A 19,787-nucleotide genomic window follows, 5' to 3' on the forward strand; every position below is an offset into this window, starting at 1 on the left:
TCCCGTGTCGAGAGGTGTTACTGCAGCGCGTACGAGTGCTGCGGCTGCCACGACAGCCAGACCGTGTCGCCTCGTTCGGCCGTGGTGGTGCTGTCGTGCACGTTCTGCTGGAAGACGGTGATCTCCGCCCCGCCCGCCAGGGCGACCGCGTAGCTGTTGTAGGTCCCGAGGTAGACCACTTCGGAGACCGTCCCTTCCACCATGCTAAGGTCGCCTTCGGGCCGCTCGGTGGAGATCATGATCTTCTCCGGGCGCACGGTCAGCTCGACGGTGTCCCCCTCGGCGACGGCTTCCTTGATCGGCACGATGACCCGGTCCTCGGGGCCGAGCGCGAGCACGGCGGAGGATCCGTTCACCGCCCGCGCGACACCGCTGAGCAGGTTGGACGTCCCGATGAACCCCGCGACGAACTTGGTCGCGGGCCGCTCGTAGATCTCCCGGGGGCCGGCGAGTTGTTCGACGAGACCGTCGTTCATGACGGCGATGCGGTCGCTCATGGTGAGCGCCTCGCTCTGGTCGTGCGTCACGTAGACGAACGTGATGCCGACCTCACGCTGGATCCGCTTGAGCTCGATCTGCATGTGCTGGCGCAGCTTGAGGTCGAGCGCGCCGAGCGGCTCGTCGAGGAGGAGCGCGCGCGGCCGGTTGACCAGGGCGCGCGCGAGCGCGACGCGCTGCTGCTGACCGCCGGACATCTCGCGGGGGCGCCGCTTCTCGCGGCCGACCAGGTCGACGATCTCCAGCATCTCGCCGACGCGGCGCCGGACCTCGCCGTCCGGCACCTTCTTGCGCTTGAGTCCGAACGCGACGTTGTCCCATACGTTCATGTGGGGGAAGAGCGCGTAGGACTGGAACACCATGTTGACGTCACGCTTGTTCGGGGGAACGTTCGTGACATCCTGGCCGTGGAGCCGGACGACGCCCTTGGTGGGCTCCTCGAAGCCCGCGATCATCCGCATCGAAGTGGTCTTGCCGCACCCCGACGGCCCGAGGAGGGAGAAGAACTCCCCCTCGCCGATGGTCATGCTGACGCCCTTGACGGCCTGTACGACCTCGCCGTGTGAGACGTACTCCTTCACGACCTCGTCGAGCTCGATGGCGGGCACCTGGTCGGGGGTAGCCTCGCCGGCTACCCCCGCACCCGCCTGGATCTCTGTCATTCCAGGCATATCCCTCTTTCAGAAGGCCGGACGGCCGCGCCGCCCGGCCTATTCGCCGATGTAGTGCATCACGTGCTTGACGCGCGTGTAGTCGTGCAGTCCGAAGACCGAAAGGTCCTTGCCGTAGCCCGAGTGCTTGAAGCCGCCGTGCGGCATCTCCGACACGAACGGGATGTGGGTGTTGACCCAGACCACACCGAAGTCGAGGCGCTTGGACATGCGCATCGCCCGGCCGTGGTCGGAGGTCCACACCGAACCCGACAGGCCGTACTTGACGCCGTTGGCCTTGGCCAGGGCGTCCGCCTCATCAGTGAACGTCTGGATGGTCATGACGGGGCCGAAGACCTCGTTCTGCACCATCTCGTCGTCCTGCTGGAGGCCGTCGACGACGGTCGGCGCGAAGAAGTAGCCCTTCTCGCCGACACGGTGACCACCGGTGAGCACCGTGGCGTGCTCCGGCAGCCGCTCGAAGAAGGACGAGACGCGCTCGAGCTGGTTGGCGTTGTTGAGGGGGCCGAAGTAGGCCTCCTCGTCGTCCAGCCCGCCCAGCCGGGTGGCCGCGGCGGCCTCGGCCAGCGCGGCGGCGAACTCGTCGTGGATGCTCTCGTGTACCAGCACGCGGCAGGCGGCGGTGCAGTCCTGGCCGGCGTTGTAGAGACCGGCTCCGGCGATCCCCTCCGCCACGGCCTTGATGTCCTTGACGTCCTCGAAGACCACGACCGGGGCCTTGCCGCCGAGCTCCAGGTGGACGCGCTTGAGGTCGTCGGCGGCCGAGCGGGCGACGGCCATGCCGGCGCCGACCGAGCCGGTGATCGCGACCATCGCCGCGGCGGGGTGACTCACCACGAGGCTGCCGGTCTCCCGGTCGCCGGTGACGACGTTGAAGACGCCGGCGGGGAGGACGTCACCGATGATCTCGGCGAGCTTGATGGTGGAGACCGGGGTGGTGTCCGACGGCTTGAGCACGATGGTGTTGCCCGCGGCGAGCGCCGGCGCGATCTTCCAGACCGCCATCATCATCGGGTAGTTCCACGGGGTGACCTGACCGATGACACCGATCGGCTCATGCCGGATCATCGAGGTGTGGTCGGCGAGGAACTCACCCGCCGTCGGGCCCTCAAGGGTCCGGGCGGCACCGGCGAAGAACCGGAAGTGGTCCGCGGCGACGGGCGTCTCGTCCTCCGCCATGCGGGCGCGCGGCTTTCCGGTGTTCCGGCACTCGGCCTCGTTGATCTCGTCGGCCCGCGCCTCGATCGCGTCGGCGATCTTGAGGAGCAGGGCGGAGCGCTCCGCGGGTGTGGTCTGACCCCACGTCTCGAAAGCGGTGGCGGCGGCGGCGTAGGCCGCGTCGACGTCCTCCTGCCCCGAGATGGGGGCCTGGGCGTAGACCTCACCGGTGGTCGGGTCGATCACGTCGGAGAAACGGCCGCTCACGGCGTCGACGAACTTCCCGTTGACGAAGTTCTGCAGACGGGTGGTCACCCTTGACCTCCTGGAGGTGTGCTGGTTGTCGGCGACTCTGACAGAATAACTTGGCTATAACAAGGGATTTCGTGGTGAAGATACCAAACTGCTACGAAATCGCTTGACAGGAACGACGGAACTGACAGCATGTAACACCAGGAAGGCAACATGTCAGGAACCGCCCTGTAACGCGGGTGCGTCAGTCCTGACTCGCCCCCTCCAAGAGAGGAACTCCCCCGGGATGACGACTCCACCCAAGGTACGCTCGGCCGGCAAATCCGGTCCGGTGGTGCTGGACGACATCTCCAAGCAGATCGTCGAGCAGCTCCAGATGGACGGGCGCAAACCGTACGCCGCCATCGGCAAAGCGGTGGGGTTGTCCGAGGCGGCCGTGCGACAGCGCGTCCAGCGCCTGCTCGACCAGGGCGTCATGCAGATCGTCGCGGTGACCGACCCCCTGACCCTGGGCTTCCCCCGCCAGGCGATGATCGGCGTCAAGTGCGAGGGCGACCTCGACATCGTCGCGCAGGAGCTCTCCTCCATAGAGGAGATCAACTACGTCGTCCTGACGGCCGGTTCCGTCGACATCATGGTCGAGGTGGTCTGCGAGGGCGACAGCCACCTCCTGGAGATCCTGGGCAAGATACGGGCGATCCCGACGGTGCGGGCGACCGAGACGTTCGTCTACCTCAAGCTCCAGAAGCAGACCTATACCTGGGGCACCAGATAGCCATGCCAGCTGGCCAGAATTTGGCGAAAGTTCTGGCTACGCTGAGCACATGACGACACTGCCCCTCGGCGAGGCGCGCGATGCCCTGTCGGCGCTGGTCGACCAGGTCGAGCGCACCCACGACCGCGTCACCATCACCCGTCACGGCCGCCCGTCGGCGGTCCTCATCTCGGCCGAGGATCTCGACGCTCTGGAAGAGACCCTCGACATCCTCAGCACCCCCGGCGCCCTGGCCGAAATCCGCGCCGCCCAGGAGGAGATCTCCCGGGGAGACGCGGTCGACGCCGCGGGCATCGCGGAGATCATCGCCCGCCGCAAGGAAGCGGAGAGATGACATCCGCCGACGCGACCCGATACGAGATACGCCTCGCCGCGTCAGCGGCCCGGAAACTGGAAACTTGGCCGCCGAACGGCTTGAGCCTCTCCGCGGCCGCCGCCGTGGCGGAGTTCCTCTCGCGACCATTGCTCGACGATCCGTACCGCCTGGGAAAGCCGCTGCGGGGAAAGCTCGCGGGGCTTCTCTCCGCCAGGCGCGGAGCGTACCGGGTCGTCTACTCGGTCGACGACGACAAGGGCCTCGTCCACGTCGTCCGCATCGACCACCGGTTGGACGCCTACCGCGCCTGACACCGTCATCCGGTCAGGACTTCTCGTTGAGGGCGAGGAGGCTGACCAGGTCGTAGGCGACGTGCGAGGCCGCGACCGAGGTGATCTCGGCGTGGTCGTAGGCCGGGGCGACCTCCACCACGTCCGCGCCGACCAGGTTCGCCCCGGCCAGGCCGCGCAGGATCTCCAGCAGCTCGCGGCTGGTCAGCCCGCCCGCCTCCGGCGTCCCGGTGCCGGGCGCGTGCGCCGGGTCGAGCACGTCGATGTCGATCGACACGTACAGCGGCCGCTCCCCGATCCGCTGCCGCAGCGCGTCCACCACCTCGTCCACACCGCGCCGCATCACATCGGCGCTGGTCACGACGCCGAAGCCCATCCGCCGGTCGTCCTCGAGGTCCTTCTTGGCGTACAGGGGGCCCCGGGTGCCGACGTGGCTGAGCGCCTCGGTGTCCAGGATGCCCTCCTCCACCGCGCGCCGGAACGGCGTGCCGTGGGTGTACTCGGCGCCGAAGTAGGTGTCCCAGGTGTCCAGGTGGGCGTCGAAGTGCAGCAGCGCGACCGGGCCGTGGATGCGGGCGGCGGCGCGCAGCAGCGGCAGCGCGATGGTGTGGTCACCGCCGATGGTGACCAGCCGGGTGCCGTCGGCGGCCAGGGTTGAGGCGGCCTCCTCGATGGTCTCGACGGCCTCGTTGATGTTGAAGGGGTTGCAGGCGATGTCGCCGGCGTCGGCGACCTGCTGGGTGGCGAACGGCGAGACGTCCAGGCCGGGGTGGTAGGGCCGCAGCAGGCGGCTGGCCTCGCGGACCGCCGAGGGACCGAACCGCGCGCCGGGCCGGTAGGAGACGCCGGTGTCGAACGGCACGCCGACGACGGCCACGTCGGCTCGGTCCACCTCGTCCAGGCGGGGCAGCCGGGCGAAGGTCGCCGGGCCGGCGAAGCGCGGGACGCGGGAGGAGTCGACGGGTCCCCGGGGCTCGGTCATTCTTGGTCAGTCCTTTCGCAGGATCGGATCGGAACAGGTGTCATGCGGTCCATGTGGTCCGGGTGGTCCGGGCGGTCCCACCCGCGCCACGGCGCGTACGGGCGCGCCGTCCGCGCCGCGCAGGCGCAGCGGAAACAGGGAGACCTCGATCTCGCGGCCCGCCCCCTGGTGGTCCACGAGCCGGTCGAGGTGCCGCAGGTTCTCGGCGATGACGGCGTGCGCGCCGCACAGCACGCGGTGGGCGTGGAAGTCCCCCGCCGGGGTGGGGTCCACGCTCAGCGCGTCGATCCCGACGGTCCGGATGCCCGCCTCGACGATCAGCTCGGCCGCCTCCCGGGTGAGGTACGGGTGCGCGAGGTAGTCCTCGCTCCCCCACAGCGACGCCCAGCCGGTGGCGATCAGCAGGATCGTCCCCGACCTGAGCCGCGGAGCCACGAGGTCGGCGGGGATCGGGGAGCGGGGAGGCAGGCCGCGCGCGTCGACGACCGCCGCCGGGCCGACGAAGCGGTCGAGCGGCAGTTCGTCGAGGGTGGGGAGCCCGTCGTCGACGTGGTACGGCGCGTCCACGTGGGTGCCCGACTGCGACCCGAGGTGCAGGCCGAGGACGTTGACGCCCTCGGCCGCCACGGTGAGCGCGGGCCGGACCTCCACCTCCGGGTCGCCGGGATAGACCGGCATGCCGGTCTCGATCGGCACGGACAGATCGATGATCATGCTGTCTCCCCGGGCGGTGGCAGGGCCTGAGTGCGGCGACACGCCCTACGCCTCGGCCAGGGCCGCGCCGGCCTCCACGATAGGCGGGACCGGTGTGTCGGCCGCGCGCACCAGACGCGGGCCGGCCGGGCCGTACACCGCGCGCGGCTCGGGGAAGACGAAGAGCAGGCCGAGGTAGAGGACCGCGGCGAGCGCGAGGCCGAGCGGCAGCGAGATGTCGATGCCGCCGGCGATCTCGCCGAAGGGGCCGACGAACTGGCCGGGGATGTTGGTGAACAGGACGGCCGTGAGCGCCGACCCGAGCCAGGCGGTCATGCCCCGCCAGTTCCAGCCGTGCGTGAACCAGTAGCGGCCGCCGCTCTGCCGCCGGTTGAAGACCTGCAGCGCGTCCGGGTCGTACCAGCCGCGCCGGGTGACGTAGCCCAGGATCATGATCACCATCCAGGGCGCGGTGCAGGTGATGATGAGCGTGGCGAAGGTCGAGATGCTGGCCGTCAGGTTCGCGGCGAACCGGCCGATGAAGATGAAGACGATGGACAGCGTGCCGATGAAGACGGTCGCCTGCACGCGGCTGAACCGGGGGAAGACGCTGGAGAAGTCCAGGCCGGTGCCGTACAGCGAAGTGGTGCCGGTGGACATGCCGCCGATCAGTGCGATGAGGCAGACCGGGAGGAAATACCACGCGGGGGCGACCGCGAGCAGGCCGCCGACGTAGTTCGGCGCCGCCGGGTCCAGGTACGGCGCGGCCTTGGTCGCGATGATCGACGCGGTGGAGAGTCCGAAGAAGAAGGGCAGCACGGTCGCGATCTGGCTGAGGAACGCGGCGGTCATCACGCGCTTGCGCGGGGTCGAGGCGGGGATGTACCGCGACCAGTCCCCCAGGAACGCGCCGAACGAGACCGGGTTCGACAGCACGATCAGCGCCGCGCCGATGAACGACGGCCAGAACATCGGATCGGCCGTGGACGCGAAGGTCCCGGGATACGACGGGTCGAAGTCGCCCGCGAAGGCGACGACGCCGAGGACGAACAGCGCCGACGCCGCCGCCACCGCGATCTTGTTGATGAAGAGCATGAAGCGGAAGCCGTACACGCAGACCGTGAGCACGAGCGCGGCGAAGACGCCGTACGCGACGGCGTAGGTCAGGTCGCTGTCGGGCAGGCCCGCGAGCCGGTTCGCCCCGCCGACCAGGGCGTCGCCGGAGGACCACACCGAGATCGAGAAGAACGCGATCGCGGTGAGCAGGGACAGGAAGGAGCCGACCACCCGGCCGTGCACGCCGAGATGCGCCGAGGAGGAGACGGCGTTGTTGGTGCCGTTCGTCGGCCCGAAGACCGAGAGCGGCGCGAGCAGCAGCGCGCCGACGACGAGGCCGAGCAGCGTCGCCGCGAGTCCCTGCCAGAACGACAGCCCGAACAGGATGGGGAACGCGCCGAGCACGCAGGTGGCGAAGGTGTTCGCGCCACCGAACGCCACCCGGAAGAGGTCAAGCGGCCGCGCCGTACGGTCGGCGTCCGGGATGCGTTCGACCCCGTAGGTCTCGATCTCGGTGATGGGCGGCGCCTCGGCCACGGCTTCTCCTATGACGGTTACAGGACGTGATGTTCCTGGTCAGCGCGGTAATCCCAGCAAGTGTCGGCGGACCTGACAGGCGACACAATTGGGGCAGACACGGAGAAGCGCCACGGGGTTTGTGGCTCACGACAAGGGGCCCGGGATGCGGGACCAGCGATTCGACGCTACCGCCGGGGACCGGAGTCGAACCACCCGCGATTCGCCGGCGGCGTTCCACGGCTATGAGATAAATCACGCGAAAGCCGGTCGCCTTTCTCGTCGGGGCGGCCGGATTCCCTTTTTCAACATGACGAACTGTAATAACTTCTGCCTCCTCGTTCCCCTTTCCGCCCGCTCGCCGTGACGCACGCGCCGGGCGGGCGGAAAGGGCGCCCGGAAGGTCAGCTCATCCAGTCGGCGTTACGCGCCCGGCGCGAGGCGATCATCGCCTCCAGCTCCGCCTCCTCGCGCAGTTCGTGCGACGACGGCGACAGGAACACCGCCAGGAGCAGGCCGATGGTGAGCAGGCCGACGCCGACCATCAGGGGGAGCAGGAAATCCACCGCCTGCGCGCCCGTCAGCGCCGCGTGCGCCTCCACGGGCTCGACGCTCAGCGCCAGCAGGCCGACGTAGTGCATGCCGTTCAGCAGGAGACCCGCCACCAGGGCGGAGCCGATGACCGGGAGCGGACCCCGCGCGCGCAGGGCGGACCGGAGGACGGCGAAGGCCGCCGCCACGGCGACGAGCACGGAGACGGCGAGAAGCACCGGGTTGACGCTCACCTCCGCCGACATCGTCATCGCCTTCATGCCGATCTGATGCGCGCCCGCCACGCCGAGACCGGCCAGCAGGCCGCCCGCGACCAGCGCGCCGCCCCGGCCTCCCCCGAGGAACGCGCAGGCCAGACCGGCCCCGGAGGCCACGATCGCCACCAGCGCGGAAAGGATCGTCAGGGCCACGTCGTAGCGGATCGGGGTGCCCTCGACCCGTACGCCCAGCATCCCGACGAAGTGCATGACCCAGACACCGGTCCCACCGACCGCGAACGCCGCTCCGGCCAGCCACCACAACCGCGACACACCCGCGACGGAACGCGCCCGCCCCGCCATCATCAGGCCGATCAGCGAGCCCAGCACCGACATCACGTACGCCAGGGCAGGCGTAATGACGCCATACGAGAAAAGATCAATGTTCGACACAAGCACTCATTTCAGGGGGATCATCGGCGACATGATGATGAGGGCTCGATCCGCACCTGATCACCGGGTCGCCGGTTACTCCCCGAAAAATGCCATTTCTGGCGGCGTTTCGTGCCCCAGAAGGGGCGCGCAGGCGAATTCACTGACAATATGGAGCGCGATTTTGCATTTTGTCGGAGCCCCGGGCGTGGCCACGCGCCCCTCGGGAAGGCACCCGCGGAGGTGCCGCGCGGCCACGGAGAACTAGCGTGGGATTGTGGCCGACAACAAGCTGACGGTGGAGGACCTGGTCCGCTTCCCCGCCCTCCAGCTCCGGGTGCTGGCCGGTGAGCGCGGCCTCGACCGCTCGGTCTCGTGGGCGCACGTGAGCGAGCTGGAGGACCCGACACCCTGGCTGCTCGGCTCGGAGGTCATCATGACCACCGGCATCGGCGTCCCCCGCGGGGGCGCCAGGCAGCGGGCGTACCTGCACCGGCTCGACGACGCGGGCGTGGCCGCCCTCGCGCTGAGCGCCGGACTCAACGTGCCGCCGCTCCATCCGGCCTTCTTCGCCGCGGCCGAGGAGCGCGGCTTCCCGATTTTGGAGGTCCCGCTGGCCGTGCCGTTCATCGCCGTCGCGCAGGAGGTGGCCGCGGCGGTGCAGGAGGACGCGCGGCAGCGGCTCGGCGCGCAGTTGCAGGTGTTCGGCGCGCTGCGCTGGCTGGCCGCCGAGCGGCTCGACCCCGCGCAGCTCTTCCGGCGGCTGGAACGGCTGTCGGGATACGACGTCTACCTGAGCACCCCGCAGGGGCGGCCGCTGCTGCCCGGCGTGCCCGTCCCGCCGGACATCGCGTCGCTGCCGCCGTCCGTGGACGCCCCGCCGACCATCCCCGGCGGCTTCGCGGTCCCCGTGAACGCCCCCGGCGGCCCGGCCGGCTTCCTCGTGGCCTTCGAACGCGAAGGCGCCCGGCCCGCCGGGCTGGCCGTCGTCCAGCACATCGCCACGGTCGCGGCGCTGCAGGTCGCCATGGTGCGCCACGAGCGCGAGACGCTGCGCCGCCAGGGCGCGGAGACCCTGGCCGAACTGCTCCAGGACGTGCTCGACCCGGCCACCGCGCGGCGCAGGCTGACCCGGATGGGGATGTCACCCGACCGGGACGTGGTGCTCCTGGTGGTCAGGAACGTCGACGAGGACGCCGTCGTCCGGGCGCTCGACGAGCACCCCCACCTGATGCTCGGGCTCCACCCCGACCTCTACGTGCTCGCGCACGATCCGGCGCCGCTGCGCGAGATCCCCGGTGTCGCGGCGGGCGCGAGCCGCCCCCTCCCACCGGGCTCCTCGCTCAAGGTCGCCCAGCGGGAGGCGCGGTGGGCCGCCGCCCGCGCCGCCGAGTCCGGCCAGCCCCTCGTGTCGTACGGCGACGACACGACCGGCCGGTGGCTGCCGGAGGACCCGGGCGTGCTGGCCGGCCTGGTCGAACACGTCCTCGGCGACGCGCTGCGGTACGACGCCGCGCACGGGTCCGAGCTGATCGCCTCGGTGCAGACGTGGATGGAGCGGGACAGACGCACCGACGACGCCGCGCGGGCGCTGCACATCCACCCCAACACGCTGTCGTACCGGCTGCGCCGCTTCGGCGCGCTGACCGGCCGCGACCTGACCGCGACCGGTGACTTCGCCGAGGTGTGGCTGGCCATGCGCGCCGCCCAGCAGCTCGGCCGCATCCCGTGACCTCCGCCGTCAGAGGGCGGGCTTCTTCGCGCTGTACAGCCAGGCGTCGAACAGCGGGTCGAGGTCCTGCCCGGACACCTCCTCGGCGAGGTCGATGAAGTCCCGGGTGACGACGGTCGCGTGGCGGTTGCGCTCCGCCCACGTCTTCAGGAGCGAGAAGAACGTCTCGTCACCGATCTTCTTGCGCAGCGCGTGCAGGGTCATCGCCCCGCGCTGGTAGATGGCGTCCCAGTCGAACATGTTCTTCATGCCCGGGTCGCCGGTCTTGATCTGCCAGAACTCGTTCTTGTTCTTGTAGAGGCGCGCGAACGTCTTCTGTGCCGAGGGGCCGCCGTGCTGCTCCTCGTACAGCCACTCCGCGTAGCTGGCGAAGCCCTCGTTGAGCCAGATGTCCTTCCAGCTCCGCAGGCCGACGCTGTTGCCGAACCACTGGTGGGCCAGCTCGTGCACGATCTCCAGGTCGTTCGTCGGGCCGCCGTCGTAGACCGGCCGTCCCTGGGTCTCCAGCGCGTACTGGACGTTGACCTTGTCGCCGATTCCTCCGGTCGAGGAGAAGGGATAGGCGCCGAAGAGCTTCGACTCCCACGCGATGACCTTGGCCGTGGTCCGGTGCAGGTGCTTCGACTGCTTCGCCACCGAGGGGTCATAGGCGGTGATGTTCAGTACGCCGCCCACGGTGCCCTCGGTGACCTTGAACTTGCCGATCGCCACCGTGGCCAGGTATGTGGCCATCGGCTCCTTCATCTCCCACTTCACCGTGGTCCAGCCGTGGCGTACGGACGAGATGCCGGGGTTCTTGGGCTCGCCGTTGGCGAGGACGGTCAGCCCCACCGGGGTCGTGACGGTGAACGTGAACGTCGCCTTGTCCGCCGGGCTGTCGTTGGCCGGGAACCAGCTCCGCGCGCCGTCCGGCTCCGAGAGGACGACCGCGCCGTCCTTCGTGTTGATCCAGCCCTCCTTGCCGAGCACCTTGTCGTTGATGGCACGCGGCTTGCCGGCGTAGGACACCTTGACGGTGAACTTCTCGCCCGAGGGCAGGCCGCTCGCCGGGGTCACCACGAGCTCCTGGCCCTTGCGCGTGTACGCGGCCTTCTTGCCGTTCACCTCCACCTTCTTGATCTTCGGACCGGAGAAGTCGAGGTTGAAGCGGGACAGGCCCTGGACGGCCGTGGCGGTGATCGTCGTCGTGGCGCTGAGCTTGCGGGTCTTCGGGCTGAACCGCAGCGCGATGTCGTAGTGCGTCACGTCGTACCCGCCGTTGCCCGCGTGCGGGAAGTACGGGTCGCCGAGCCCGGACGAGCCGGGGGTGAACGTGTCCGCGTGCGCCGCGGTGGGGGCGATCAGGGCCAGGCCGGCCGCGGCGGCGATCGCCGCGAGGGGGGATCTTCTGAGCAGCATGCGCCTATGGTGCTATATAGCGGTACCTCTTGGTCACATAGCGACCAAGCCATCCCCTCCCGATGCCCAAAACGCCTTACGGGCGCCACTCCAGGACGTCGGCGATCTCGGCGAGGAACGCGTCCACGTCGGCGATGGCGTAGCCCGTCTTGAAGACGACCGTGGCGAACGTCGCCGTCCTGACCTCTTCCGCCGTCACCGGCCGGTCGGCGGTGCCGCGCAGGGTCGCCACCACGCGGTCGAGGAACGCGTCCACCTCGTCCTCGACGTAGCCCATGCCGAGCCGTCCCGGCCGGAACGCCACCCGCTCGACGCGCTCCGCCTGGAGCTCGAACTCCCCGTCGCCGGGCGCGACGGGCCTCGCCTCCGAGACTTCCCCATCGGTGGACGGCCCTGCGGCGGGGGCAGGATCACCAGGCCGGTCGGACGGATCGCTCTCGGGCCGGGACCCGGATGCGTCGGTGTCCCGCACGGTGCTCGGTGCGGCCGCCTGTGCCGCATTCGATGCGGCCTCCGCCTGCTCGGCCGGGGTCGCCGAAGGTGCCTCCCCCTCCGACCGCGCGTCCCCCACCGAATCGGCGGCGATCTCCGTACCGGACGATGCGCCATCGGCAGGACTCGCCACGCCCACGGCCCCTACGTCCTCGGGCTCCGTTTCCGCGGGTACAGGGGCCGTACTCGCGGCCTCCGTGCCGGCGAGGGCCGGATCGGAGGAGGGCGGGTGATCGGGACCGGGATCACCAGAGCGGGCCGCGCCGTCGCTGTGCGCGGGACGGCCCGAAAGCGCCTCCACGGCGACGATGAAGGCGTCGAGCGCGAAGTCGACCGCCGTCTCGTTGTAGCCGCCGCGCTTGACCCGGAAAGCCGCCGACCGGATCTCATCCGCCGTTATCGGCGAGCCGTCCAGATCGGTACGGCCCAGCGTGCCCTCGATCCGCCGGACGAGCTCGTCCACCTGGGCGGGGTCGTAACCCAGACGAACTCCCCTGACACGTGGAAAGCGGTTCACGCATGTCCTCCCGGGGTCCGGCACGGCAAACCCTGTCCATTGTGGAGGTATCGGGAAGGCCGCGCGAGCCGGGATAGGCTGCGAACCCTATGCGCGTCTCGAACCTGTCCTTCCGCTACCGCCGGAGGGCTCCGTGGGTGCTCTCCAATGTGGATCTGGCCTTCGCGCGCGGAGACGTGACCGAGATCGTGGGACGCAACGGGGCGGGCAAATCCACACTCCTGCGGTTGCTGGCCGGGCTGCTGCGTCCCCTCGACGGCACGATCTCCGAACGCCCGGACGTCGTCGGCTACGCACCTGAGCGCTTCCCTTCGGGGCAGCCCTTCACCATGGCGGGCTATCTCCGCCACATGGCGCGCGTGCGCCGTGCCGATCCTCGCGAGGTGGAGGCGTGGGCCGAGCGGCTCGGCATGAGCGACCTCCTCGGCCACCGGCTGCCCGACCTGTCGATGGGCAGCGCGCACAAGGTGGGGCTGGCCCAGGCCCTCCTCGGCGATCCGGGGCTGCTGGTCCTGGACGAGCCGTTCGCCGGTCTGGACGCCACCACCCGGGCCGAGCTCCCCCTGATCATCGCGGAGGTGGCGGAGCGCGGCGGCCTGGTGATCGTCAGCGACCACCAGGGAGAGCTGCGCGGCTTTCCCGGCCTGCGCCGCATCGAGGTGGGCGAGACCACGGCCCGCGAGGTCGCTCCCGAGGTCGCGGCGGCGGAGCCGGACGCTCCGCCGCGGACCGCTCCCGAAGAGGCCGTGACGATCCTGGAGGTCGTCGTCGCGGTCTCCCGGGCCCGCGAGCTGGCGGATCGCCTGCGCGGAGAGGGCCACACGGTACGGATGTCCGAGGCGGAGGTGGCGGAGTGATCGCGTTGACCCGGTTCCGGCTCGCCGCGTACGTGCGCTCCCATCGGGCGTTCCAGCCGCTCATCGGCCTGCTGGTGCTCCTGGCGATCCTGTACGGGTCCCCGCTACCCGCTGGCGCGGAGCTGGGAGCCATGGCCGACTCGGCCGCCATCCTGATCCCGGTCTTCGCCTGGGCGGCCCGCGGGCTCCTGGACAACGAGCCGGACGAACAGCGGATGATCGCCATCACGGCCGTCGGCCGCCGCGAGGCCGTCGTCGGGATCGGCGCGGCGTGGATCTTCAATGCCGGGCTGGCGGCGATCTCGTTCGCCGTGCTCACCCTGCGCCTGTCGGGCCGGCCGGAGGTCGCCGCGGTGCTGGCGGGCGTCGGCCTGCACGTGATCGCCATCACGGCCGGCACCACGCTGGGCGCGCTGACGAGCCGTCCCATCGTCGGCTCGCCGGCGGCATCGACCCTGGCACTGCTCCTCGGCTATCTCGCGGTGCTGCTGCTCAGCCTGTCCGGGCTGCCCTGGCTCACGGTCCCGCTCATGATGTGGATGCGGGAGGCGCACCACGGCGAGCTGCTCGCCCACTTCCCCGCGCTGGCCGCGTGGTCGCTGCTGTGGCCGCTGATCGGCCTCGCCGCGTACGGCGGGCTGCGCCGTACGCGGCCCTGACGGGCATCGGGACCGCGCTCAGGCCTCGGGAGCGGCGGCGGCGAGCTGCCCGCAGGCGCCGTCGATCTCACGTCCGCGGGTGTCGCGCACGGTGACCGCGACGCCGTGGAACTCCAGCCTGCGGACGAACGCGCGCTCGTCCTCGGGGCGGGAGGCGGTCCACTTCGAGCCCGGCGTCGGGTTCAGCGGGATGAGGTTGACGTGCGCGAGCTTGCCCTTGAGCAGCCGGCCGAGCAGATCTGCCCGCCACTCCTGGTCGTTGACGTCCTTGATCAGCGCGTACTCGATGGAGATCCGGCGCTTGGTCTTGGCGGCGTACTCCCAGGCCGCGCCGAGCACCTCGGCGACCTTCCACCTGGTGTTGATCGGCACCAGGGAGTCGCGCAGCTCGTCGTCGGGAGCGTGCAGGGACACCGCGAGCGTGACGGGGAGTCCCTCGGCCGCCAGCTTCTCGATCGCCGGCACCAGGCCCACGGTCGAGACGGTGATGCCGCGCGCGGAGATGCCGAGCCCTTCCGGTGAGGGGTCGACGAGCCGGTGAACCGCGCCGATGACGGCCTTGTAGTTCGCCATCGGCTCGCCCATGCCCATGAAGACGATGTTGCTCACCCGGCCGGGGCCGCCGGGCACCTCGCCCGCCGCGAGCGCGCGGGCTCCGGCGACGACCTGCTCGACGATCTCGGCGGTGGACATGTTCCGGGTCAGGCCCGCCTGGCCCGTGGCGCAGAACGGGCAGTTCATGCCGCATCCGGCCTGGGACGAGACGCACATCGTGACCCGGTCGGGATAGCGCATGAGCACCGACTCGACCAGCGAGCCGTCGAACAGCCGCCACAGCGTCTTGCGGGTCGTGCCCCCGTCACAGGTGATCTCGCGTACGGAGGTCAGCAGCGACGGCATGAGCTGGGACACCAGCCGCTCACGGGTCTCGCCCGGCAGGTCGGTCATCTGCTCGGGCGACGCGGTCAGCTTGGCGAAGTAGTGCCGGGAGAGCTGGTCGGCGCGGAACGGCTTCTCGCCCAGTTCGGCGACCGCGGCGCGGCGCTCGGCCATGGTCATGTCGGCCAGATGGCGCTGGGGCTTGGCACGGCGCGGCGCCACGAGGGTGAGCTGGGCGGCGTTCCTGCTCTGCGGCTCGCTCACGTGGTCACTTCCGATCTCTCGTTCGTCTCGTCCGCCGGACCTCGGGCGACCCGCGGGGACCCCGCGCGACGCACGGCACGGCGGTCCCGGCCTGGGGCGCCGGGCGACGCCTCGGGGGTGCTCCCGTCAGGGAAGGGCCGCGTGCGGAGCGGCCGTCGCCGGGCGTCCTCGTAGCTTACCTGCGGGGGCGACGCGGAACCGCCGGGCGGATCTCCATCAGGCGGATCTCCGTCAGGCGGGGACGAACAGCTGCAGCAGCAGCCATATGGGGACCACCGTGAAGAGCAGCGAGTCGAGCCGATCCATCACGCCGCCATGGCCGGGCAGCAACGTGCCCATGTCCTTGATGCCGAGGTCCCGCTTGACCACGGACTCGATCAGGTCGCCCAGGGTGGCGCAGACCACCGCCGCCGCGCCAAGCACCGCGCCCTGCCAGTACGCCCCGTCGAGCAGGAAGTGGACGAGCAGCGCGCCCGCCACCACGCAGGCGACGGCGGAGCCGGCGAAGCCTTCCCAGGTCTTCTTGGGGCTGACGACCGGCGACATCTTGTGCTTGCCGAAGAGAATTCCCGCGAAATATCCCCCGATATCACTGCTGACCGTGACAGCGATGAAGATGATCACGCGGTGCGGGCCGTCCTCCGGGACGAGCAGCAGCGGGACGAACCCGGCGAGCAACGACGGGTAGACGGCGACGAACACGCTGCCGGTGGCGTCGCGGACATAGCCGTCGATGCCCTGGAACATACGCCAGGCCAGCAGCACCATCACGGTCACCGCGAAGGCCCCGACGAGGGACACCGGCCCGCCCCAGTACGCGCCGCCCAGCATGGCGGCCATACCGGCGAGCAGCGGGATGAGCGGAACCCGCACGTCGCGGGCGGCGAGCGCCCGGACCAGCTCATGGACGCCCAGCCCCACGGCCGCCGCGACCACGACGAGGAAGACCACCTTGACGACGTACAGCGAGCCGATGACCAGCGCGCCGAGCGCCAGGCCGACCGCGACCGCGACCGGCAGGTTGCGCCCGGTGCGGCCGCCGCCCGGCGCCGGCGCGGGCGCGGATCCGTTGGGCGAGCCGCCGGGTGACCCGTTCCGCGGCGTGTTCCGACCGTCGCTGGAGGAGGCGCTCATGTCCTCGGCCGATCCTCGGTCGCCAGCAGCCGTTCCGTCCAACGCGTTCTACTCCCTATACACGTGATCCTTGTGCCGCGCTGTTCGTGGGAACAGCACGGCACAAGGATCACGGCTGTGCCCAGGCGGTGCCTAGACTTCCAGCAGTTCGGCTTCCTTGTGCTTCAGCAGCTCGTCGATCTTGGCGACGTGCTTCTGGGTCAGGTCGTCGAGCTCCTTCACCGCGCGGTGGACCTCGTCCTCACCGGCCTCGCCGTCCTTGACCAGCTTGTCGAGGACCTCCTTGGCGTGGCGGCGGATGTTCCGCACGGAGACCCTGCTGTTCTCGGCCTTGTTGCGCGCGACCTTGATGTACTCCTTGCGGCGCTCCTCCGACAGCTCGGGGAACACGACGCGGATCACGGCGCCGTCGTTGCCGGGGTTGACACCGAGGTCGCTGTCCCGGATGGCCTTCTCGATCGAGGTCATCGCGCCCTTGTCGTAGGGCTGGATGAGGACCATGCGGGCCTCGGGGACGTGGAACGACGCGAGCTGCTGGATCGGGGTCGGCGATCCGTAGTAGTCCACGTTGATCTTGTTGAACATCGAGGGCGTGACACGGCCGGTGCGGATGCCCGCGAAGTCTTCCTTGGCGACCGTTACCGCCTTGTCCATCTTCTCCTCGGCCTCGAGGAGGGTTTCGTCGATCACAGCGGCTCCCTATTTCCCTGCCGGACTCACCAGCGTGCCGATCTTCTCACCGCGGACCGCCCGCAGGATGTTCCCGTCTCCCATCAGGTCGAAAACCACGATGGGCAGGCCGTTGTCCATGCACAGGCTGATCGCCGTGGCGTCCATGACTCCGAGACCCCGCGTCAACACCTCACCGTATTCGAGCCGGTCGAACCGGACGGCGTCGGGGTTCTTGCGCGGGTCGGAGTCGTACACTCCGTCAACCTGGGTGCCCTTGAGCAGCGCCTCGGCGCCGACCTCCAGGGCGCGCTGCGCGGCGCAGGTGTCCGTGGAGAAGAACGGGGACCCGAGCCCGGCGCCGAAGATGACCACTCGGCCCTTCTCCAGGTGCCGGATCGCGCGGCGCGGCAGGAACGGCTCGGCGACCTGCTGCATCGTGATCGCGGTCTGCACGCGGGTGTCGATGCCGCGCTTCTCCAGGAAGTCCTGCAGGGCGAGACAGTTGATCACGGTGCCGAGCATGCCCATGTAGTCGGCCCGGCCGCGGTCGATGCCGCGCTCCGACAGGGCCGCGCCCCGGAACATGTTGCCCCCGCCGACGACCACCGCGACCTGGACGCCCTCGCGGACGGCCTCGGCGATGGAGTCGGCGAGCTGGGCGACCACGGCCGGATCGATGCCGAGCGGCTCGCTTCCGGCGAACGCCTCACCTGACAGCTTCAGCATCACCCGCTTCCAGCGCAACGGGCCGTGCTGCGACGAAGCCGCCGGCGTAGCGGGTTGGGTGTTCTCCTGCACGACGGCGGCCTCCTCGGTGATTCTGCGGGTCAATTGGCTCCTGGCTTTTCTGGGTCGTGTCCCAGCCTAAGCCTGGCCGACCTTGTAGCGGGTGAAGGCCAGAACCTTGACGCCCGCCTCATCGGCGTACTTGCCCACGCTCTTCTTGTTGTCCTTCACGAACGCCTGCTCCAGCAGCGTGAAGTCCTTGTACCAGCCGTTGACCCGGCCATCGACGATCTTGCTGATGGCGGCCTCGGGCTTGCCCTCCTCGCGGGTCATCTCCTCGAAGAGCGCGCGCTCCTTGGCGATGACGTCGGCCGGAACCTCGGTCGGGCTGAGGAACTTGGGGGCCATCGCGGCGGCGTGCTGGGCGATGTCCTTGGCCACGTCCGCGTTCGGGGTGTCGAGCTGGACGAGCACGCCCACCGCCGGCGGGAGCTGCGGGTCGGTCTTGTGCATGTAGGCGCCGACGTAGCCGCCCTCCAGCACCGAGAAGCGACGGATCTCGATCTTCTCGCCGAGCGCGGCGTTGGCCTCGTCGAGCAGCTCCTTGACGCTCTTGCCGTTCAGCTCCGACTCGAGCAGGGTCGGGACGTCGCTCGGCCGGGTGGCGAGGATGTGCGCGACGACGTCGGCGGCGAGCTCCTGGAAGCGCTCACCCTTGGCCACGAAGTCGGTCTCGCAGTTGAGCTCAAGCAGAGCGGCGGCGGAGTCGCCCTCCTGCTTGAGGGCGACGAGCCCGTTGGAGGCGGTGCGGGCCTCGCGCTTGCCGACATCCTTGGCGCCCTTGAGGCGCAGGATCTCGACGGCGCGGTCGAAGTCGCCCTCGGACTCCTCGAGCGCCTTCTTGCAGTCCATCATGCCGGCGGCGGTCAGCTCGCGAAGCCGCTTGACGTCGGCCATGTTCACGGAAGCCATTGTTCTTTCCTCTTCGGAACCCTGATGGGAAGTCGTTCCTGATCCCAGAGTCGGCGTGAGATCAGTTTTCTCGTGGACGGGGTGGGCGCGTCCGGCGGACACGCCCACCCTGTGGAGCCTTCGGCGTCGTACGGCGGGGCCGTACCGGGCCGGGGACTAGGCCTGCTGCTCGCCCTCGGCGGCCGGGGTCTCGGCGGCCGGGGTCTCGGCGGCCGGGGTCTCGGCGGCCGGAGCCTCGGCAGCCGGGGTCTCGGCGGCGGCCTCGGCCGGAGCCTCGGCGCTCTCGCCGGAGCCGGCGAGGAGCTCGCGCTCCCACTCGGCCAGCGGCTCGGCGGCGGCGACGCCCGCCGGCTTCTCGTCACCGCGGCCGGCGCCGGCGCGGGTCATGAGGCCGTCGGCGACCGCGTCGGCGATGACGCGGGTGAGGAGGCTGACGGCGCGGATGGCGTCGTCGTTACCCGGGATCGGGTAGTCGACCTCGTCGGGGTCGCAGTTGGTGTCCAGGATCGCGACGACCGGGATGCCAAGCTTCTTGGCCTCGTTGATCGCGATGTGCTCCTTCTTGGTGTCCACGACCCAGATGGCGCTGGGGACGCGGGCCATGTCCCGGATGCCGCCGAGCGTGCGCTCCAGCTTCTCCTTCTCACGGCGGCGCATCAGGAGCTCCTTCTTGGTGAGCCCCGAGCTGGCCACGTTGTCGAAGTCGAGCTCCTCGAGCTCCTTCAGACGCTGCAGCCGCTTGTGCACGGTCGAGAAGTTGGTGAGCATGCCACCGAGCCAGCGCTGGTTCACGTACGGCATGCCGACACGCGAGGCCTGCTCGGCGATGGACTCCTGAGCCTGCTTCTTCGTGCCGATGAACATGATGGAGCCGCCGTGCGCGACGGTCTCCTTCACGAAGTCATACGCTCGGTCGATGAACGAGAGCGACTTCTGCAGGTCGATGATGTAGATGCCGTTGCGCTCGGTGAAGATGAAGCGCTTCATCTTCGGGTTCCACCGACGGGTCTGGTGGCCGAAGTGAACGCCGCTCTCGAGCAGCTGTCGCATGGTGACGACAGGGGCCATGGTGATGGTCCTCCAGAACTCGGTTCCGT

At 69.9% G+C, this 19,787-nt stretch carries 20 protein-coding genes; 6 read left to right on the plus strand and 14 right to left on the minus strand.

Going from position 1 to position 19,787, the window contains the following annotated elements:
• Nucleotides 1–17: 17 nt before the first annotated feature.
• Both AWQ68_RS15515 and AWQ68_RS15520 read right to left on the minus strand, forming a co-directional pair.
• Complete coding sequence (locus AWQ68_RS15515) at nt 18–1,160, minus strand: ABC transporter ATP-binding protein (protein WP_066940965.1); 1,143 nt, start codon at nt 1,158–1,160, stop codon at nt 18–20.
• 48 nt (nt 1,161–1,208) lie between these two features.
• On the minus strand, nt 1,209–2,642 hold the full coding sequence (locus AWQ68_RS15520; protein ID WP_066940966.1) for a gamma-aminobutyraldehyde dehydrogenase: 1,434 nt from the start codon (nt 2,640–2,642) through the stop codon (nt 1,209–1,211).
• Between the two features lie 223 nt (nt 2,643–2,865).
• Between AWQ68_RS15520 and AWQ68_RS15525 the strand changes: the two genes are divergently transcribed.
• From AWQ68_RS15525 to AWQ68_RS15535, 3 genes are read left to right on the plus strand one after another with little or no spacing between them, the layout of a single operon-like run.
• The gene (locus tag AWQ68_RS15525; protein WP_066940968.1) at nt 2,866–3,354 is read left to right on the plus strand and encodes an Lrp/AsnC family transcriptional regulator; all 489 of its coding nucleotides are present in this window, start codon (nt 2,866–2,868) and stop codon (nt 3,352–3,354) included.
• A 49-nt stretch (nt 3,355–3,403) separates the two neighbouring features.
• Nucleotides 3,404–3,688 carry a type II toxin-antitoxin system Phd/YefM family antitoxin gene (locus tag AWQ68_RS15530; RefSeq protein WP_066940969.1) on the plus strand — a complete coding sequence of 95 codons (285 nt, stop codon included), beginning with the start codon at nt 3,404–3,406 and terminating at the stop codon, nt 3,686–3,688.
• Nucleotides 3,685–3,981 carry a type II toxin-antitoxin system RelE family toxin gene (locus tag AWQ68_RS15535; protein WP_066940971.1) on the plus strand — a complete coding sequence of 99 codons (297 nt, stop codon included), beginning with the start codon at nt 3,685–3,687 and terminating at the stop codon, nt 3,979–3,981. The genes AWQ68_RS15530 and AWQ68_RS15535 overlap by 4 nt, the downstream gene beginning before the upstream one ends.
• Nucleotides 3,982–3,994: 13 nt before the next feature.
• On the opposite strand, the gene speB is transcribed toward AWQ68_RS15535, so the two are convergent.
• From speB to AWQ68_RS15555, 4 genes are all read right to left on the minus strand, one after another.
• On the minus strand, nt 3,995–4,942 hold the full coding sequence (gene speB, locus AWQ68_RS15540) for an agmatinase (protein ID WP_066940973.1): 948 nt from the start codon (nt 4,940–4,942) through the stop codon (nt 3,995–3,997).
• A 6-nt stretch (nt 4,943–4,948) separates the two neighbouring features.
• A complete protein-coding gene (locus tag AWQ68_RS15545) occupies nt 4,949–5,656 on the minus strand; it encodes a cyclase family protein (protein ID WP_066940974.1) in 708 nt (235 codons plus the stop codon).
• Between the two features lie 45 nt (nt 5,657–5,701).
• Nucleotides 5,702–7,228, minus strand: coding sequence for a purine-cytosine permease family protein (locus AWQ68_RS15550; RefSeq protein WP_066940976.1), 1,527 nt, complete (start codon nt 7,226–7,228; stop codon nt 5,702–5,704).
• A 383-nt stretch (nt 7,229–7,611) separates the two neighbouring features.
• Entirely contained in the window at nt 7,612–8,409 is a 798-nt protein-coding gene (locus tag AWQ68_RS15555) for an MHYT domain-containing protein (protein ID WP_066940978.1), read from the minus strand.
• Between the two features lie 256 nt (nt 8,410–8,665).
• On the opposite strand from AWQ68_RS15555, the gene AWQ68_RS15560 reads away from it, so the two are divergent.
• Nucleotides 8,666–10,120 (plus strand): PucR family transcriptional regulator, encoded by a 1,455-nt coding sequence (locus AWQ68_RS15560; RefSeq protein ID WP_066940979.1) that lies wholly within the window; start codon nt 8,666–8,668, stop codon nt 10,118–10,120.
• A 9-nt stretch (nt 10,121–10,129) separates the two neighbouring features.
• Here AWQ68_RS15560 and AWQ68_RS15565 read toward each other — a convergent pair whose 3' ends face one another.
• Nucleotides 10,130–11,518, minus strand: a complete 1,389-nt coding sequence (locus tag AWQ68_RS15565) for a M1 family metallopeptidase (protein WP_066940981.1) — start codon at nt 11,516–11,518, stop codon at nt 10,130–10,132.
• A gap of 76 nt (nt 11,519–11,594) precedes the next feature.
• Entirely contained in the window at nt 11,595–12,527 is a 933-nt protein-coding gene (locus AWQ68_RS15570; RefSeq protein WP_157545341.1) for a DivIVA domain-containing protein, read from the minus strand.
• A gap of 89 nt (nt 12,528–12,616) precedes the next feature.
• Here AWQ68_RS15570 and AWQ68_RS15575 point away from each other — a divergent pair, with 89 nt between their 5' ends.
• Both AWQ68_RS15575 and AWQ68_RS15580 read left to right on the plus strand, forming a co-directional pair.
• The gene (locus AWQ68_RS15575; RefSeq protein ID WP_066940985.1) at nt 12,617–13,384 is read left to right on the plus strand and encodes an ATP-binding cassette domain-containing protein; all 768 of its coding nucleotides are present in this window, start codon (nt 12,617–12,619) and stop codon (nt 13,382–13,384) included.
• Nucleotides 13,381–14,043, plus strand: a complete 663-nt coding sequence (locus tag AWQ68_RS15580; protein WP_066940986.1) for a hypothetical protein — start codon at nt 13,381–13,383, stop codon at nt 14,041–14,043. Before AWQ68_RS15575 ends, AWQ68_RS15580 begins: the two co-directional genes overlap by 4 nt.
• Nucleotides 14,044–14,061: 18 nt before the next feature.
• Here AWQ68_RS15580 and rlmN read toward each other — a convergent pair whose 3' ends face one another.
• The 6 genes from rlmN to rpsB all read right to left on the minus strand — a co-directional run bounded on the left by rlmN (nt 14,062) and on the right by rpsB (nt 19,758).
• On the minus strand, nt 14,062–15,186 hold the full coding sequence (gene rlmN / locus AWQ68_RS15585) for a dual-specificity RNA methyltransferase RlmN (RefSeq protein ID WP_066940988.1): 1,125 nt from the start codon (nt 15,184–15,186) through the stop codon (nt 14,062–14,064).
• 231 nt (nt 15,187–15,417) lie between these two features.
• Nucleotides 15,418–16,320 (minus strand): phosphatidate cytidylyltransferase, encoded by a 903-nt coding sequence (locus tag AWQ68_RS15590; RefSeq protein ID WP_084464036.1) that lies wholly within the window; start codon nt 16,318–16,320, stop codon nt 15,418–15,420.
• A gap of 132 nt (nt 16,321–16,452) precedes the next feature.
• Entirely contained in the window at nt 16,453–17,010 is a 558-nt protein-coding gene (frr, locus tag AWQ68_RS15595; protein WP_066940990.1) for a ribosome recycling factor, read from the minus strand.
• 9 nt (nt 17,011–17,019) lie between these two features.
• The gene (gene pyrH, locus AWQ68_RS15600; protein WP_066941298.1) at nt 17,020–17,718 is read right to left on the minus strand and encodes a UMP kinase; all 699 of its coding nucleotides are present in this window, start codon (nt 17,716–17,718) and stop codon (nt 17,020–17,022) included.
• 138 nt (nt 17,719–17,856) lie between these two features.
• The gene (gene tsf / locus AWQ68_RS15605; protein WP_066940992.1) at nt 17,857–18,690 is read right to left on the minus strand and encodes a translation elongation factor Ts; all 834 of its coding nucleotides are present in this window, start codon (nt 18,688–18,690) and stop codon (nt 17,857–17,859) included.
• A gap of 156 nt (nt 18,691–18,846) precedes the next feature.
• Nucleotides 18,847–19,758: a 30S ribosomal protein S2 gene (gene rpsB / locus AWQ68_RS15610; protein WP_066940994.1), complete on the minus strand. Its 912-nt coding sequence runs from the start codon at nt 19,756–19,758 to the stop codon at nt 18,847–18,849.
• Nucleotides 19,759–19,787: the final 29 nt, after the last annotated feature.

The sequence above is a fragment of the Microtetraspora fusca genome, from assembly GCF_001570365.1.
Lineage (GTDB): Bacteria > Actinomycetota > Actinomycetes > Streptosporangiales > Streptosporangiaceae > Microtetraspora > Microtetraspora fusca.

Coding starts and splice junctions, on each gene's coding strand:
- rpsB (WP_066940994.1), bottom strand. CDS start 19,758: ATGGCCCCTGTCGTCACCATGCGACAGCTGCTCGAGAGCGGCGTTCAC.
- AWQ68_RS15515 (WP_066940965.1), bottom strand. CDS start 1,160: ATGACAGAGATCCAGGCGGGTGCGGGGGTAGCCGGCGAGGCTACCCCC.
- AWQ68_RS15575 (WP_066940985.1), top strand. CDS start 12,617: ATGCGCGTCTCGAACCTGTCCTTCCGCTACCGCCGGAGGGCTCCGTGG.
- pyrH (WP_066941298.1), bottom strand. CDS start 17,718: ATGCTGAAGCTGTCAGGTGAGGCGTTCGCCGGAAGCGAGCCGCTCGGC.
- AWQ68_RS15525 (WP_066940968.1), top strand. CDS start 2,866: ATGACGACTCCACCCAAGGTACGCTCGGCCGGCAAATCCGGTCCGGTG.
- AWQ68_RS15590 (WP_084464036.1), bottom strand. CDS start 16,320: ATGAGCGCCTCCTCCAGCGACGGTCGGAACACGCCGCGGAACGGGTCA.
- tsf (WP_066940992.1), bottom strand. CDS start 18,690: ATGGCTTCCGTGAACATGGCCGACGTCAAGCGGCTTCGCGAGCTGACC.
- AWQ68_RS15530 (WP_066940969.1), top strand. CDS start 3,404: ATGACGACACTGCCCCTCGGCGAGGCGCGCGATGCCCTGTCGGCGCTG.
- speB (WP_066940973.1), bottom strand. CDS start 4,942: ATGACCGAGCCCCGGGGACCCGTCGACTCCTCCCGCGTCCCGCGCTTC.
- AWQ68_RS15535 (WP_066940971.1), top strand. CDS start 3,685: ATGACATCCGCCGACGCGACCCGATACGAGATACGCCTCGCCGCGTCA.
- AWQ68_RS15565 (WP_066940981.1), bottom strand. CDS start 11,518: ATGCTGCTCAGAAGATCCCCCCTCGCGGCGATCGCCGCCGCGGCCGGC.
- AWQ68_RS15545 (WP_066940974.1), bottom strand. CDS start 5,656: ATGATCATCGATCTGTCCGTGCCGATCGAGACCGGCATGCCGGTCTAT.